At 56.2% G+C, this 12,382-nt stretch carries 15 protein-coding genes; 7 read left to right on the top strand and 8 right to left on the bottom strand.

What is annotated here, in order from left to right:
- Nucleotides 1-505: 505 nt before the first annotated feature.
- The gene (locus tag DPF_RS11985) at nucleotides 506-1,210 is read left to right on the top strand and encodes a queuosine precursor transporter (protein WP_069859917.1); all 705 of its coding nucleotides are present in this window, start codon (nucleotides 506-508) and stop codon (nucleotides 1,208-1,210) included.
- A 172-nt stretch (nucleotides 1,211-1,382) separates the two neighbouring features.
- On the opposite strand, the gene DPF_RS11980 is transcribed toward DPF_RS11985, so the two are convergent.
- Entirely contained in the window at nucleotides 1,383-2,789 is a 1,407-nt protein-coding gene (locus DPF_RS11980; RefSeq protein ID WP_369689596.1) for an MATE family efflux transporter, read from the bottom strand.
- Nucleotides 2,790-2,956: 167 nt separating this feature from the next.
- On the opposite strand from DPF_RS11980, the gene DPF_RS11975 reads away from it, so the two are divergent.
- Nucleotides 2,957-3,634, top strand: coding sequence for a CBS and ACT domain-containing protein (locus DPF_RS11975; RefSeq protein ID WP_069859915.1), 678 nt, complete (start codon nucleotides 2,957-2,959; stop codon nucleotides 3,632-3,634).
- 63 nt (nucleotides 3,635-3,697) lie between these two features.
- Here the strand turns inward: DPF_RS11975 and DPF_RS11970 are convergent, their stop codons facing one another.
- From DPF_RS11970 to DPF_RS11950, 7 genes are all read right to left on the bottom strand, one after another.
- Entirely contained in the window at nucleotides 3,698-4,876 is a 1,179-nt protein-coding gene (locus DPF_RS11970) for an MFS transporter (RefSeq protein ID WP_069859914.1), read from the bottom strand.
- A 199-nt stretch (nucleotides 4,877-5,075) separates the two neighbouring features.
- Complete coding sequence (locus tag DPF_RS11965) at nucleotides 5,076-6,443, bottom strand: L-serine ammonia-lyase (protein ID WP_069859913.1); 1,368 nt, start codon at nucleotides 6,441-6,443, stop codon at nucleotides 5,076-5,078.
- Between the two features lie 33 nt (nucleotides 6,444-6,476).
- Nucleotides 6,477-6,677: a SlyX family protein gene (locus DPF_RS11960; protein WP_069859912.1), complete on the bottom strand. Its 201-nt coding sequence runs from the start codon at nucleotides 6,675-6,677 to the stop codon at nucleotides 6,477-6,479.
- Nucleotides 6,678-6,842: 165 nt separating this feature from the next.
- Nucleotides 6,843-6,953 (bottom strand): dual CXXC motif small (seleno)protein, encoded by a 111-nt coding sequence (locus DPF_RS14470; protein WP_369689601.1) that lies wholly within the window; start codon nucleotides 6,951-6,953, stop codon nucleotides 6,843-6,845.
- A 9-nt stretch (nucleotides 6,954-6,962) separates the two neighbouring features.
- Nucleotides 6,963-7,106 carry a hypothetical protein gene (locus DPF_RS14150; RefSeq protein ID WP_176724259.1) on the bottom strand — a complete coding sequence of 48 codons (144 nt, stop codon included), beginning with the start codon at nucleotides 7,104-7,106 and terminating at the stop codon, nucleotides 6,963-6,965.
- A gap of 12 nt (nucleotides 7,107-7,118) precedes the next feature.
- Complete coding sequence (purT, locus tag DPF_RS11955; protein WP_069859911.1) at nucleotides 7,119-8,300, bottom strand: formate-dependent phosphoribosylglycinamide formyltransferase; 1,182 nt, start codon at nucleotides 8,298-8,300, stop codon at nucleotides 7,119-7,121.
- Entirely contained in the window at nucleotides 8,297-8,671 is a 375-nt protein-coding gene (locus DPF_RS11950) for a DUF190 domain-containing protein (RefSeq protein WP_069859910.1), read from the bottom strand. Before DPF_RS11950 ends, purT begins: the two co-directional genes overlap by 4 nt.
- A 312-nt stretch (nucleotides 8,672-8,983) precedes the next feature.
- On the opposite strand from DPF_RS11950, the gene DPF_RS11945 reads away from it, so the two are divergent.
- The 5 genes from DPF_RS11945 (at nucleotide 8,984) to DPF_RS11925 (ending at nucleotide 12,354) form a co-directional block, all read left to right on the top strand.
- Nucleotides 8,984-9,427 carry a NifB/NifX family molybdenum-iron cluster-binding protein gene (locus tag DPF_RS11945; RefSeq protein WP_069859909.1) on the top strand — a complete coding sequence of 148 codons (444 nt, stop codon included), beginning with the start codon at nucleotides 8,984-8,986 and terminating at the stop codon, nucleotides 9,425-9,427.
- Between the two features lie 3 nt (nucleotides 9,428-9,430).
- A complete protein-coding gene (locus tag DPF_RS11940; RefSeq protein WP_069859908.1) occupies nucleotides 9,431-9,790 on the top strand; it encodes a NifB/NifX family molybdenum-iron cluster-binding protein in 360 nt (119 codons plus the stop codon).
- Nucleotides 9,791-10,004: 214 nt separating this feature from the next.
- Nucleotides 10,005-10,283: a DUF5320 domain-containing protein gene (locus tag DPF_RS11935; protein ID WP_069859907.1), complete on the top strand. Its 279-nt coding sequence runs from the start codon at nucleotides 10,005-10,007 to the stop codon at nucleotides 10,281-10,283.
- Between the two features lie 335 nt (nucleotides 10,284-10,618).
- Nucleotides 10,619-11,485 carry an ATP-binding protein gene (locus tag DPF_RS11930; RefSeq protein ID WP_069859906.1) on the top strand — a complete coding sequence of 289 codons (867 nt, stop codon included), beginning with the start codon at nucleotides 10,619-10,621 and terminating at the stop codon, nucleotides 11,483-11,485.
- The gene (locus tag DPF_RS11925; RefSeq protein ID WP_069859905.1) at nucleotides 11,482-12,354 is read left to right on the top strand and encodes an ATP-binding protein; all 873 of its coding nucleotides are present in this window, start codon (nucleotides 11,482-11,484) and stop codon (nucleotides 12,352-12,354) included. The genes DPF_RS11930 and DPF_RS11925 overlap by 4 nt, the downstream gene beginning before the upstream one ends.
- Nucleotides 12,355-12,382: the final 28 nt, after the last annotated feature.

Genomic DNA, 12,382 nt, shown 5'->3' with positions numbered 1-12,382 from the left:
GCTCGCCCGTTCATGCCCTGTCCTGGGACACGAACTCCAAGCCACAATGCTCGTAAACCCTTTGTCCGGAAGATGTAAACGGGAAAAACGGCCAGGAACATCGACCAGGACCACCTGGGCACAGCACCCTATCGTACAGACTGGTAATACCTTCCAGGGGTTGTCCCAAGACACCTCCGCGGGAAAACCCGGGGGTAACCGGTTGCCAAGCCAAGGGACCTTGGGGTAATCGTGGGGCGTCACCGGGAACGGCAGGATCCCCCTCTTTGCCAATGACCACATGGTCCCTTTTCCGGCACGATCTCTCGATCCTTGCCGTGGTCTGTCCCTTGCCAACCATTCCCTGCCCCTGCCCGCCCCCTTGTTTTCTGGCTGGCGAGCCATGAATTGAGTCCCTCTCCTGCTGCAGGTAGCCTGGAGAGGTATTGTTTTTCAACCCATACGATGTGTCTCTGCCCAAGGCATACCTGCAGGCACATCATGCAACCAAGAGAGTACTCCTGGCATGATCGGTAATGAAATCCTGTGGACCGGATTTGCCCTGCTGGACCTTGCGGCGGTCCTTGCCGTTTTCCGCTTCTTTGGTCGGGCAGGTCTTCTGGCCATGATCGTCTTCAGCCTGCTGACATGCAACATCCAGGTCATCAAGACTGTCCAGCTGTTCGGTATCACCACCACCCTTGGCAATGTCCTGTACGCCAGTGTCTTTCTGTCCACCGACATCCTGGGCGAATTTTACGGCAAAAAGGCTGCCCAACAAGGAGTCCTGCTGGGATTCACAGCGCTGATCCTGGTAACCGTGTACATGCACATTGCCCTGTACTTCACGCCGGCGGCCAACGACTTTGCCCAGCCCCACCTGCAGGCCATCTTCGGGTTCATGCCCCGCATCGCCCTGGGCAGCATGCTGGCCTATCTGGTTTCCCAATGGCATGATGTGTGGGCCTTCCACCTGCTCAAGTCATGGACCCGCGGCAAATACCTGTGGATCAGGAACAACGGATCCACCTTGATCAGCCAGGCATTGGATACCCTGGTCTTTTGCACCATTGCCTTCTGGGGAGTCTTTGAAACATCCGTCTGGGTACAGATTGTCCTGTCCACCTATCTGATGAAAACCATCATGGGCATTCTGGACACCCCGTTCATTTACCTGGCGCGACACATCCACAAGGGACGCCCGGAAACGGAGAAGCAGGCATCGGCCTGATCCGTTCCGCCAGACCTTTGCTCTATCAGAAAATCCCGACAGGACACGTATCCTGCCGGGATTTTCTGATGAGAGCCACATCACAACGGGGAGTGCCTGTCCTCAGCCGGACAACAGCATCGCATCCCCCTGTCCGCACATACATGGCCAGGCCGGTACCATCATGTCTGCGTCAATGCACCGGATTTCCTGTTGTTTTTTTCCGCGTACTACCCCGCATGGCAAACCGCTGCCAGGGAGCGAACTGATAGACCGCAAGCATGGCCATGGACTGGATGACCATGGAGATGAACATGGCGATCCAGATGCCTTCGGCATCGGCAAAGAACACATGTCCGAGATACCAGGCAAGGGGAAGGCGGATGAGCCATGACGAGGTGCCCGTGACCCCCATCTGATACATGGTCGCCCCCGCCCCGGACAGGGCACCACCCAGAACCATGGACACGACCACAAAGGGCAAGGCGGCCAGATTATAATAGAGATAGCTCACAGCCACGGCGTGCACCGCAGGATCAGGGGCCACAAAAAGGGCGATATCATCCAGCCAGGTCCAGGCCAGGGCCGTGACCACGGACACCACAACCAGACCCAAACCGAGGATTCGATACCCGAAACGCTTGGCTTCCTGGGGTTCTCCAGCTCCAAGATAATGACCGACCAAAATGGCTGCCGTAAAATTGAAAGCAAACCCGGGCAAAAAAAACAAGGATTCCACCCGAAGCCCGGCGCTCATCCCGGCCAGGGCCACCACTTCTCCACTGGGCAGAGAGGCGGTGATGGAAAACAGCAGCAGATAGGCGGAATGCCAAATGAGCTGCATGAGTCCGGCTGGCCAGGCCACCTTGAACAGATAGGGCAGCGCGCACCTGACCCACTTCCACGGAGCAAAGCTCTTGCGGGCCAGGGCTCCTGTTCTTGCCAGAACCAGGAGATTGAAAAGCGTACCCATAAGCACCGAAGCAAAGGTGGCCCAGGCCAATCCCTTGTAGCCCAGGTTGGGCAGGCCAAAATAGCCGAGTCCGAACCCGAGATCTCCCAGCGTATTCACGGTGGTCACGAGAATGATGGAATACAGCGGGCACATAACCTGCTTTCTGGCCCTGAAAATGGCGTTGCTGATGATGAACAGATAATAGGCCGGAAGAATGAACAAATACACGTTGAACAAGTACCGGGCCACATCCTCCACGCCTGCGGGGATTTGAAGCACGCCGAAAAGCAGGGGCCGTGCCGCAAGTCCCCCCACAAAGAGAACGATCCCGAGAACCGCACCGGCTTCAAGACCCAACCCCACATAGCGTTGCACCCGCCGAAACAGTCCGGCTCCTGCGGACTGGCTGATGGCCGCCACACTCCCGTTGGCAAAGGCCATGGCAACAACCAGGAAAAAAAACTGGGCCTGGGTGATGATTCCCATGCAGGCCTGCACGTTGCGGCCCAGTCTTCCGGCTACCCAGACATCCACAAACCCGATGGCAAAATGAAAAAACATCATCACCACCTGAGGCCATGAAAGTTTCCAGATATTCCGGTACGGCGATTTGATGATGGCCATGTGCGAAGATGATGTGTTCACAAGTACTCCCTGGAATGACTGCAATCCCTACAAGGGAAAATCCGGTGTAAAGAAGAAAGCGTTTTGACGAAAACGGAAAAAAGGCCTAGTAATCACCAAACGATACAAAATTCCTACTCATATACTCGAACATCGAAATCAACCAGCAGCTTACCAAGGAGGCAACCATGCTGATCAGCGAATGGATGACCCGTGACGTGATCACCGTGACCCCGGAAACATCGATGATGAAGGCGTCCAAGATACTCAAGGAAAAAAACATCCGCAGGCTTCCCGTGGTGGATGATAACGGCAAGATGGTTGGCATTGTCACCGACAGGGACATCAAGGAAGCCTCCCCTTCCAAGGCCACCACACTGGACGTCCATGAGCTCTACTACCTGCTGTCGGAGATCAAGATCAAGGATATCATGACCAAAAATCCGTTCTGCGTGAACGAAAAAGGCACGGTTGAAAAGGCCGCCGTTGTCATGCGCGAGAAAAAGGTCGAGGGACTTCCCGTGGTCGACGATGACGAAAAGGTTGTGGGGATCATCACGGAAACGGATATCTTCAACGTCATGATCGATATCACCGGCGTGTATCACGGTGCCCTGCAAATGGGTTTCAAACTACCCAACACCCCAGGTTCCCTGAAAGAAATTCTGAGTGACCTGCGGGCCTCCAAGGCCAGGATCATCAGCATTCTGACGTCCTATGAACAGGGGGGGCCTGACACCAGGCACGTATACATCCGTATTGCGGACATGGACAAGTCCGAAGAAAAACAGCTTCAAAAATCCCTGCAGGAAAAATACAATCTCATGTACTGGGTCCGGGATACCGTCCACCCGACGGCGTTGTAGACTCCTGAAACATGCACCACATCTTCAAGGCGGGCTTCATGCCCGCCTTTTTTTTGGATGTTCCTACGATTCCCTGGCAACGCGGAGACGGAAAAAAAAAGGAAGGCACAGGAGCATGACTCCTCCCAGCAGGGAAAACGCGTAGCTGAACCCGATCCCGTCAGCAATGGCGGCCATGCACAGGGGCAACAGGCCGCTGCCCGCAATCCCGCCAATGGTCACGCACAGGGACACGGCCAGATCATTCATCCCCGCAGGAGCTATGGTTGAAAGGGCTGCGAATCCTGCCGGGAAAAAGCAGACCACGAAAACCGGCTGCACAAAAAGCATGGCAACAACCCAGCCAAGGGGCCCCCAGCCAAGGGCAATGGTGGAAAGACCCGCGCTCCCCACAAACAGAATCAGGGCGGCTTTGACCCCCAGACGATCCGTGAGCCACCCCGCCCCCACAAGCATGATCAGCCCCAGAACCCGACTCAGGGACAAAAGCATGTTGGCGCTCTCACGGGCCAATTCGAAATCATGCACCAGATACAGGGGAAGCAGGTTGTACACCCCGATTTCCATGGCAATGGACAGGCCGAAACCCACCGTCAAGATCCAGAAGGCGGGATTTCTGACAATAACCTTGATATTGCCAAGGCTCGGCATTTGACCGGCAAACCTGCCTGCACGTCCCATGCTCAGGTAGGCAAGCCCCACGAGAAAACATACACCGGCAAAAAGATAAAAGACCGTTCTCCAGGTTCCAAACAAAAAGACCCCCTCTACCACCAGGGGGGCGGCCAAAAAGGCCACGCTGGGAGCGGTTTCGTGCAGGGCAAAGGCCTTGCCCCAATGCTTCACCGGCACCACCTCGGTAATGCTGGCCGCTCCTGATCCCAGATACAGTCCTCCGCCGATCCCGATGAGAAAGAGTCCGGCCATCATCCCCCACACGCAGGTGGACATGCCGGTCATTCCCAGGGCCGCGCCCAGGGTGAACAAAGACAGCACAACGGTTTTATGATGGGTCAGCCGGCAGGAAACAAAACCCGAGCAAAACAGGGCAACGCTGTAGCCGATAGAAGTGGCCAGAAACAGCCATCCCGTCCGGGATATGGACAGGGAAAAGGCCTCCTGAACCGGTACGATCAGGGGACTGAGAATGATCCTGGAAAAGAAATTGATCCAGAAAATACCGGTCAGAGCAAGCAGAGGCAAAAGGATATGTCTCTTTCCCCTGAGATGTAATGCTTCCAAGACATGTATCCATTGGTTGGAGTGGTGATTTCGGTCCGAATTCCATGCAAAAAAGGCCTTTGGTGTGCGAGATGTTCAGGCGTAGCCCTGTGCGGGCACCTGACACTCAGGGTTCAGATGGCAGAGGCGGGATCCCGGTCGCCCGTCTCCCACCAGGCTCCCCCACTTTCACGCGTACCCTTGCTGCGCACTCCCATCATCAACACTGCACCACACTCTGGGCCAGGCCGCCCAGGGATGTTTCCTTGTATTTGGTGCACATGTCACGGCCGGTTTCGGCCATGGCCCGGATGACCTGGTCAAGATCAACCTTGTGATTGCCCGGGATCTCGGCCGAAGCGATCAGAAACGCGGTATATGCCTTGAGCGCACCCATGGCATTGCGCTCGATGCAGGGGATCTGCACATAGCCCAATACCGGATCGCAGGTCAGCCCGAGGTGATGTTCCAGGGCGATCTCGGCCGCGTTTTCCGTGACCTGGAACCGGTACCCCAGGGCATAGGCCAGAAAGGATGCGGCCATGGCCGATGCCACACCGATCTCTCCCTGGCACCCCACATCCGCCCCGGCAATGGAGGCATTATGTCTGGCCAGAAATCCCACTGCAGCCGCAGCCATGAGCCCTTCGCGCAGTGCATGGGGAGCAATGTTTCTGTGATTTTTGAGGACATAGACCACCGCGGGCATGACCCCGCTGGAACCGGCCGTGGGCGCCGTAACAATGCGGTGACCGGCTGCGTTCTCCTCGGAGGCCCCAAAAGCGTAGGCGCTCAATGCGACCATGAGATGATCGGTTGAGTGGGTCATTTTGCAGGCCCGCCTGTACAAAACCGGCGCCTTGCGGTGCAACCCGATGGGGCCGGGAAGAATGCCTTCGGAACCGATCCCCGTATCCACGGCCTCTTCCATGGTCGTGATGATGTGATCGAGCCCTGCCGAGATCTCCCCTTCGGAGGCCCCGGTAAGGGCCTTCTCGTTGGCCAGGATGACCTCGTGCAAGCGGAGTTTTTCCGTGCGAAGGATCTTCTTGAGGCCCTCCATGGTGGCATAGGGATACGCAGGCATACCCCGGACCTCTTCCTTCTGCCCTTTCCACTGGATGAATCCGCCCCCAACGGAATAGTATTCCCGCTCAAAAAGGAGGGTCTGGTCATCCCCGAAGAGCCGAATGCTCAGAGTGTTGCTGAAGCAGGAATCCCTTTCAAAGGCATCGAACACAATGTCATCCCAGGTAAGGACACATTCGTTGGATCCGATGGCAACCCGGTATCCATCGGTATTGTCCCTGTCGAGACCATCCATGAACTCCGCCGAGCAGGTCCTGGGATTGGCTCCCAGAAGACCGGCCAACACGGCCCGATCCGTACCATGTCCCCGTCCTGTGGCGCTCAGGCTCCCGTAGAGATGGACCTTGATGGACACGGCCCTGGCAAGAATATCCTCGGGAAGGGTCCGAACCGTGGTGATGAAATCATACCCGGCCTTCATGGGGCCGATGGTATGGGAACTGGAAGGTCCGGGGCCAATCTTGAACAGCTCGAAAAGGGAAGTGGTTATGGGCTTCATGGGTGGCACCTCTGCATACGGGCTTGATTCCCCTCAATAATGGGGAGGCGGTGGCTCAGGCACATTGTTGTCATCCACGGCACGCACCTCCAGCAGTTTTTCAGCCAGGATACGTATCTGTCGCTCCAGCTCGTCAATCTGGCACTGCTGGGAAATCAGGGCCTGATTGAGTTTTTCAATGCTTCTTTCCTGAAAGGCAATCTGGGTCTGAAGTTTTTCAAGCTGATCGTCCATAAACCGTCTCCTTGCTCGGTCACGCTCACCCGTTGAGCGAGATTCTTCGTGTCCACCAGGATCTTTACGTGTCCATGAGACAAAAAACAATGGGCAAAAAGGGGGTTCCCTTCCTGCCCATTGTACATGCTGCTGATCGACCCGTACCGGATACACGCCCCCTGGCTACAACCTGTCACACGGCACGTCGCCGAGAAAATCTTCCATATCCTCCTCGATCATCCGTCCGTATTGACTCAACTGATATTGAGCACCGCACGCCGTGCAGTGCAACACCACGTTGCGTCAGGTCCTGACGGTTTGAAGGGGCTCGTAGCAGCGCAGGCAAAAAAACCGGGCATGGCCGCTCCGGCCGGTCCCTTGCCCGGGCGACCTGTCCTTGAGATGATGGCTCGAATCGTTGGGGTCGTTCTTTGGTCCAATAATCATAATCCGTGTTTCCTACAACGTAATGGTTACGGCGCAAGACGCCCTGTTGGCCTTTGCGCGGGCCTGTTCAACAGAAGTGCTCCGGGCCAGGGCCACACCCATGCGGCGGTGTCCCTTGACCTCGGGTTTGCCAAAAAGACGAATCTGGGTATCGGGTTCTTCCAGAGCCTTGTTCAGATTCCCGTAGGTGGTGGAAGTCGATGCCCCGCGGGCAATGATGACGCTTGAGGCTGACGGACCGTGAAAGGCAATCGACGGAATGGGAAGACCGAGAATGGCCCGGGCATGCAGGGCGAATTCCGAAAGATCCTGGGAAATCATGGTCACCATGCCGGTATCATGAGGCCGGGGAGAAACCTCGCTGAACAGGACCTCATCCCCCTTGACGAACAATTCAACCCCGAAAATGCCGTATCCCCCCAGGGCCGTGGTCACGGTCCGGGCGATACGTTCAGCTTCCCTGAGGGCGTTCTGGGACATGGGTTGCGGCTGCCAGGATTCCTGATAATCCCCGTTCTCCTGACGGTGACCAATGGGTCGACAAAAGGAGGTTCCGCCCACATGGCGAACCGTGAGCAAGGTAATCTCGTAATCAAAATCCACCAGGCCTTCGACAATGACCTCGCCCGCACCGGTCCTGCCCTCACTCTGGGACAACTCCCAGGCAGCCTCTATCTGATCCTCGCTTCGCACGGCCGATTGGCCGTGGCCTGACGAGCTCATGATGGGCTTGACCACGCAGGGGATGCCGATCTCTTCGACGGCCTGCACAAATTCCTCTTTGGTGGCGGCAAACCTGTAGGGTGACGTCTTGATGCCAAGCTCTTCGGCCGCCAACCGTCTGATCCCCTCCCGATTCATGGTCAGCCGGGTGGCCCGGGCCGTGGGAATGACCGTAAAGCCCTCGTCCTCCAATTCCTGCAGGGTATCCGTGGCAATGGCTTCAATCTCCGGGACGATATAATCCGGCTTTTCCTGCTCCACGATCTCGCGAAGCCTTGTGCCGTCCAGCATGGACAGGGTATAGGAACGATGGGCGACCTGCATGGCCGGCCCGTTTGCATACCGGTCAACAGCAATGACCTCCACACCGAGTCGCTGGAGTTCAATGACCACTTCCTTGCCCAGTTCTCCGGAACCGAGAAGAAGGACCTTGGTGGCCGTGGGTGAGAGGGGGGTTCCAATGGTAGTCATGATGTGCTCGCCTTGCTTGTGGTTGTTGACTCATCCTTCAGGGACTCATGGTGATAGAAAACCACTTCCACGGGTTCACGGGTTACCAGCCCCCCGGAAATCATGGGTTGGATGCTCTCCAGAAAGGGACGGACATGCTCGCTGTTGGCAACCATTTCCACGACCAGGGGCATGTTTTCGGCAATGCGGAGGATCTTGTTGGTCCGAACCCCGCGGACCCCGAACCCGGCAATGGCACGGGTTACCGTCCCGCCGGGCATGCCCAGGGACTGAGCCGTTGCAAGAAGCCGCTCATATACCGGAATGCCTTCGTACTTATCGTTTTCCCCGACATAAATCCTGATTCTTTCTGCATGATGGCGTAATGGCATGAACGTTCCCCTCCCTGGCCGTATTGGCGCTGCAACATTCTGATGGGACAAGCCGTCTTGAAAACCCGTTGACGCGGGGCTCTTTAGCCTATTTCCCTCAGGTTAGCCAGTCTGTTTGCCTCCCCTGCAAAATGGGCTTATTTTGCGCATATCACCTTCAAAAAGGCTTATTTTTCGCCCACTATCTTTCGCGAAATTTACAACCAATTGAAATAATAATATATAAAATCAGGCACCGTTCATGCATTAGACAACACGAGAATCAAGTTCGCTTGCCAATGCCTTTTTTCAACCCTGGAATCCGGATCTCATATGCGCCTTTGTCTGGCCTGCTATGGAAACCGTCTGGCGGTTCTTTTTGACAACGCCACAACCTTTCGCATCTATGATGTTGAAGATGAACATATTTGCCCCGCAGGGCACATTTCCCTCCCGTTCGCTGACCTCCCTTCCAAGGTCGCATCCATCATGTCCTGCGGGGTGAACACCCTTATCTGCGGGGGCATTTCCGGCTGCACCCTGCGACTGATCACGGGCGCCCAGCTTGAAGTCATTCCCTGGATCTGCGGGGAAATCGACGGGGTTCTTGCCGCCTGGCAGCGCAATACCCTTGACGATCTGACCATGCCCGGATGCAGGGGTACATGCAGAAACGGCGGACGGGGTCAGGGCCAAGGCCGAAGATGCGGCCACGCCCAGCAATACAAGGTAACCCCTTTGGGCAAACCTACCAACCACCATCAAGAAGAAGGATGAAGCATGAAAATCGCTATCAGTTCCCAGGGAAAGACTCTGAACAGCAAGGTTGATCCCCGATTCGGTCGCGCCAAGGGATTTGTGGTCTATGATCTGGAAACCGGATCCACGGCATACGCATCCAACGACCAGAACCTGAACATTGCCCAGGGTGCAGGTATCCAGACGGCACAAAACGTGGCCAAGACCGGAGCCCAGGCGGTCATCACCGGCAATATCGGCCCCAAGGCCTTTACTGCCCTCAAGCAGGGCGACATCACCATGTACCTGTTCACGAGCGGCACCGTAGGCGAGGCCATTGAGGCCTACAAGAAAGGTGATCTCACGCCTGCAACCGATGCCAACAAGCCGGGGCATTGGTAAGTTTTCAAACCATTGCATGGAACCATCCGGGATGCTGCCAGCAAACCATGCTTCCCGTGTTTCCATGGCTCAACCCGCGTAAGTTGGACTTTTTTTGCAAACACTTTGCGGCAACGATCTTTTTTCCTGGTCCCCTTACGGTGTTGCTGCCCACGATGCACTACTTGTGAGGCCACCAGGGGAACGACCACAACGCAACAAGGAGGAATGGATCATGCCAGGATTTGACGGAACAGGACCCAGGGGTCAGGGCCCCATGACAGGCGGTGGTTTCGGCCGCTGTTCGGGCACAGGATACGGCATGCGGCCCGGCTTTGGCCGGGGTGGCAACCGGGCCAGGGCATGGAGCCGGTTGACTCCTGCCGGCAGGCGAGTTGACGCACCCATGCAGCCCATGGACGAAACCCTTGACGCGGCCACGCTCGACAACAGGATCGCCACGCTGACCCGGGAATTGGAACAACTCAGGAAACAACGTCAGAACCTTGACTGATTCCCAATCCGTCTCATTGGGAACAGACCCACAAACATTGTTTCACCAACCAGGCAACAGGCCGTGTGCAGGCCGCACGGTCTGTTTGCTTGTGACACAAACCCCCTCATGCACCATCAGGAAACCATCATGCCCCCATCTTTTTCTCATACCCGGAAAGACCCTCAAACGTCCTCAACTTCCCCGACACCCCATGTCGAGGACAGCGAACCCGGATCACTGTGCTTTTGCCGACAATGCGGTGCATCCTCACCCCACCAGAAGGGGAAACCTTGCGAATCCATCCCTTGCCCCTGTTGCGGGGCACCCATGACCCGAAAATTCTAGGAGCCAGCATGAAAATCGCCATTGCCAGCGGGAAGGGCGGAACAGGGAAAACCACCATTTCCGTCAATCTCGCCGCCTTGTTACAACAGACGGGTCACAAAGTGACCCTGGTTGATTGCGATGTGGAGGAACCCAATTCCCATTTTTTCCTCGCCACCACATGGCAGGACGAACAAACAGCATATGTTCCGGTCCCCCAAATCGACGCAACCAAATGTCTGGGAGAAACCTGCCAAAAATGCTCTCAGGCCTGTAAGTTCAAAGCCATGATCTGGATGGTCAATGCCATCATGGTCTTCCCGGAGCTCTGCCACAGCTGCGGCCTGTGCAACCTGGTCTGTCCGGCCGATGCCATTTCCGACACGGTACGTGAAGTAGGCGCACTCCGCCATGGTCAGGGAAAAGGCATTGATCTGTATGGCGGATTGTTGCGTATCGGCGAGGCCATGGCCCCACCGCTCATTGCCAGGGTCAAGGAAGAAGCATCCCATAACGACATCCAGCTTCTGGACTGCCCTCCCGGTACATCCTGCCCGGTCATCGAATCCCTGCAGGGCGCGGATTTTGTCGTTCTGGTCACCGAACCCACCCCGTTCGGACTCAATGATCTCCGCCTGGCCGTGGGACTATTGCGCAAGCTTGGCTATCCTTTTGGAGTTGTTATCAACCGGGCCGGCATGGGCAACAACTGTGTGGAAACATACATTGAAGAGGAGTCCATCCCGCTCCTTGCCTCCATTCCCCACACCCAGGAAGCCGCAACCGCCTACTCCAAGGGTGAATTGCTCATCAATGCCATTGCGGACTTTCGGGAGATCTATCAGGGATTGTGGAACCAGATCACACGCCTCATGCCGGAAGGGAGAATGTCATGAAAGAGATCGTTGTCATAAGCGGCAAGGGAGGAACGGGCAAAACAAGCACGGTTGCTGCCCTTGCCAGTTGCGGACCCAGAAAAGTACTTGCCGACTGCGATGTGGACGCGGCCGACCTTCATCTCATCCTTGATCCCGAAATCCAGAAAACCCATGCATTCTGGAGCGGAGAACTGGCCACCATTGATCCGGACACCTGCATCGGCTGTGGCATCTGCCAGGAACATTGCCGGTTCCACGCCATTTCCGATACCTTTGAGGTCGTGCAGGAACACTGCGAGGGTTGCGGGGTGTGCGAATATGTCTGTCCGGAAAAGGCCGCCCACATGGTTCCCAGGCATTGCGGAGAATGGTACCAATCAACAACCCGTTACGGAAGCATGGTCCATGCGGAACTGGGAATCGGCGAGGAAAACTCCGGCAAGCTCGTTTCCCTTGTCCGTGTCAAAGCCCATGACATGGCGGTCCAGCAGGGGCTTGACACGGTTCTGATCGACGGATCCCCCGGGATAGGCTGTCCGGTCATCGCATCCCTGAGCAATGCAGGCCTGGCGGTTATTGTTGCCGAGCCCACCATCTCGGCCGTGCACGACATGGAACGGGTCTACCAGCTGACCACCCATTTCAACATCCCGGCCATGGTGCTCATCAATAAGGCGGACATCAACCACGAACTCGTGGATAAAATGAAAGCATATTGCCAGACCAAAAAGATTCCACTACTAGGCACATTGCCCTATGATGCCGCATTCACCGAGGCTCAGGTCCGGAGACAAAGCATTGTGGAATATGATCCCGAGGGAATCGGCCAGTTATTCCCTCCCATGTGGCAAACCATGCTCCGGCATGCCAAAACAACCAGTGATTGAGGTACACGGCCGTAATGGAAGAAACAGC

This window comes from Desulfoplanes formicivorans (assembly GCF_001748225.1).
GTDB classification, from domain to species: domain Bacteria; phylum Desulfobacterota; class Desulfovibrionia; order Desulfovibrionales; family Desulfomicrobiaceae; genus Desulfoplanes; species Desulfoplanes formicivorans.
Note: the sequence above shows the minus strand (reverse complement) of the source record. Positions and strands in the feature narration are given on the sequence as shown.

What these genes read in the sequence shown, in the direction of transcription:
- DPF_RS11945 (WP_069859909.1), top strand. Translation starts at nt 8,984, where the DNA reads ATGCGCCTTTGTCTGGCCTGCTATGGAAACCGTCTGGCGGTTCTTTTT.
- purT (WP_069859911.1), bottom strand. Translation starts at nt 8,300, where the DNA reads ATGACTACCATTGGAACCCCCCTCTCACCCACGGCCACCAAGGTCCTT.
- DPF_RS14150 (WP_176724259.1), bottom strand. Translation starts at nt 7,106, where the DNA reads ATGATTATTGGACCAAAGAACGACCCCAACGATTCGAGCCATCATCTC.
- DPF_RS11950 (WP_069859910.1), bottom strand. Translation starts at nt 8,671, where the DNA reads ATGCCATTACGCCATCATGCAGAAAGAATCAGGATTTATGTCGGGGAA.
- DPF_RS11930 (WP_069859906.1), top strand. Translation starts at nt 10,619, where the DNA reads ATGAAAATCGCCATTGCCAGCGGGAAGGGCGGAACAGGGAAAACCACC.
- DPF_RS11925 (WP_069859905.1), top strand. Translation starts at nt 11,482, where the DNA reads ATGAAAGAGATCGTTGTCATAAGCGGCAAGGGAGGAACGGGCAAAACA.
- DPF_RS11940 (WP_069859908.1), top strand. Translation starts at nt 9,431, where the DNA reads ATGAAAATCGCTATCAGTTCCCAGGGAAAGACTCTGAACAGCAAGGTT.
- DPF_RS11935 (WP_069859907.1), top strand. Translation starts at nt 10,005, where the DNA reads ATGCCAGGATTTGACGGAACAGGACCCAGGGGTCAGGGCCCCATGACA.
- DPF_RS11965 (WP_069859913.1), bottom strand. Translation starts at nt 6,443, where the DNA reads ATGAAGCCCATAACCACTTCCCTTTTCGAGCTGTTCAAGATTGGCCCC.
- DPF_RS11960 (WP_069859912.1), bottom strand. Translation starts at nt 6,677, where the DNA reads ATGGACGATCAGCTTGAAAAACTTCAGACCCAGATTGCCTTTCAGGAA.
- DPF_RS11975 (WP_069859915.1), top strand. Translation starts at nt 2,957, where the DNA reads ATGCTGATCAGCGAATGGATGACCCGTGACGTGATCACCGTGACCCCG.
- DPF_RS11985 (WP_069859917.1), top strand. Translation starts at nt 506, where the DNA reads ATGATCGGTAATGAAATCCTGTGGACCGGATTTGCCCTGCTGGACCTT.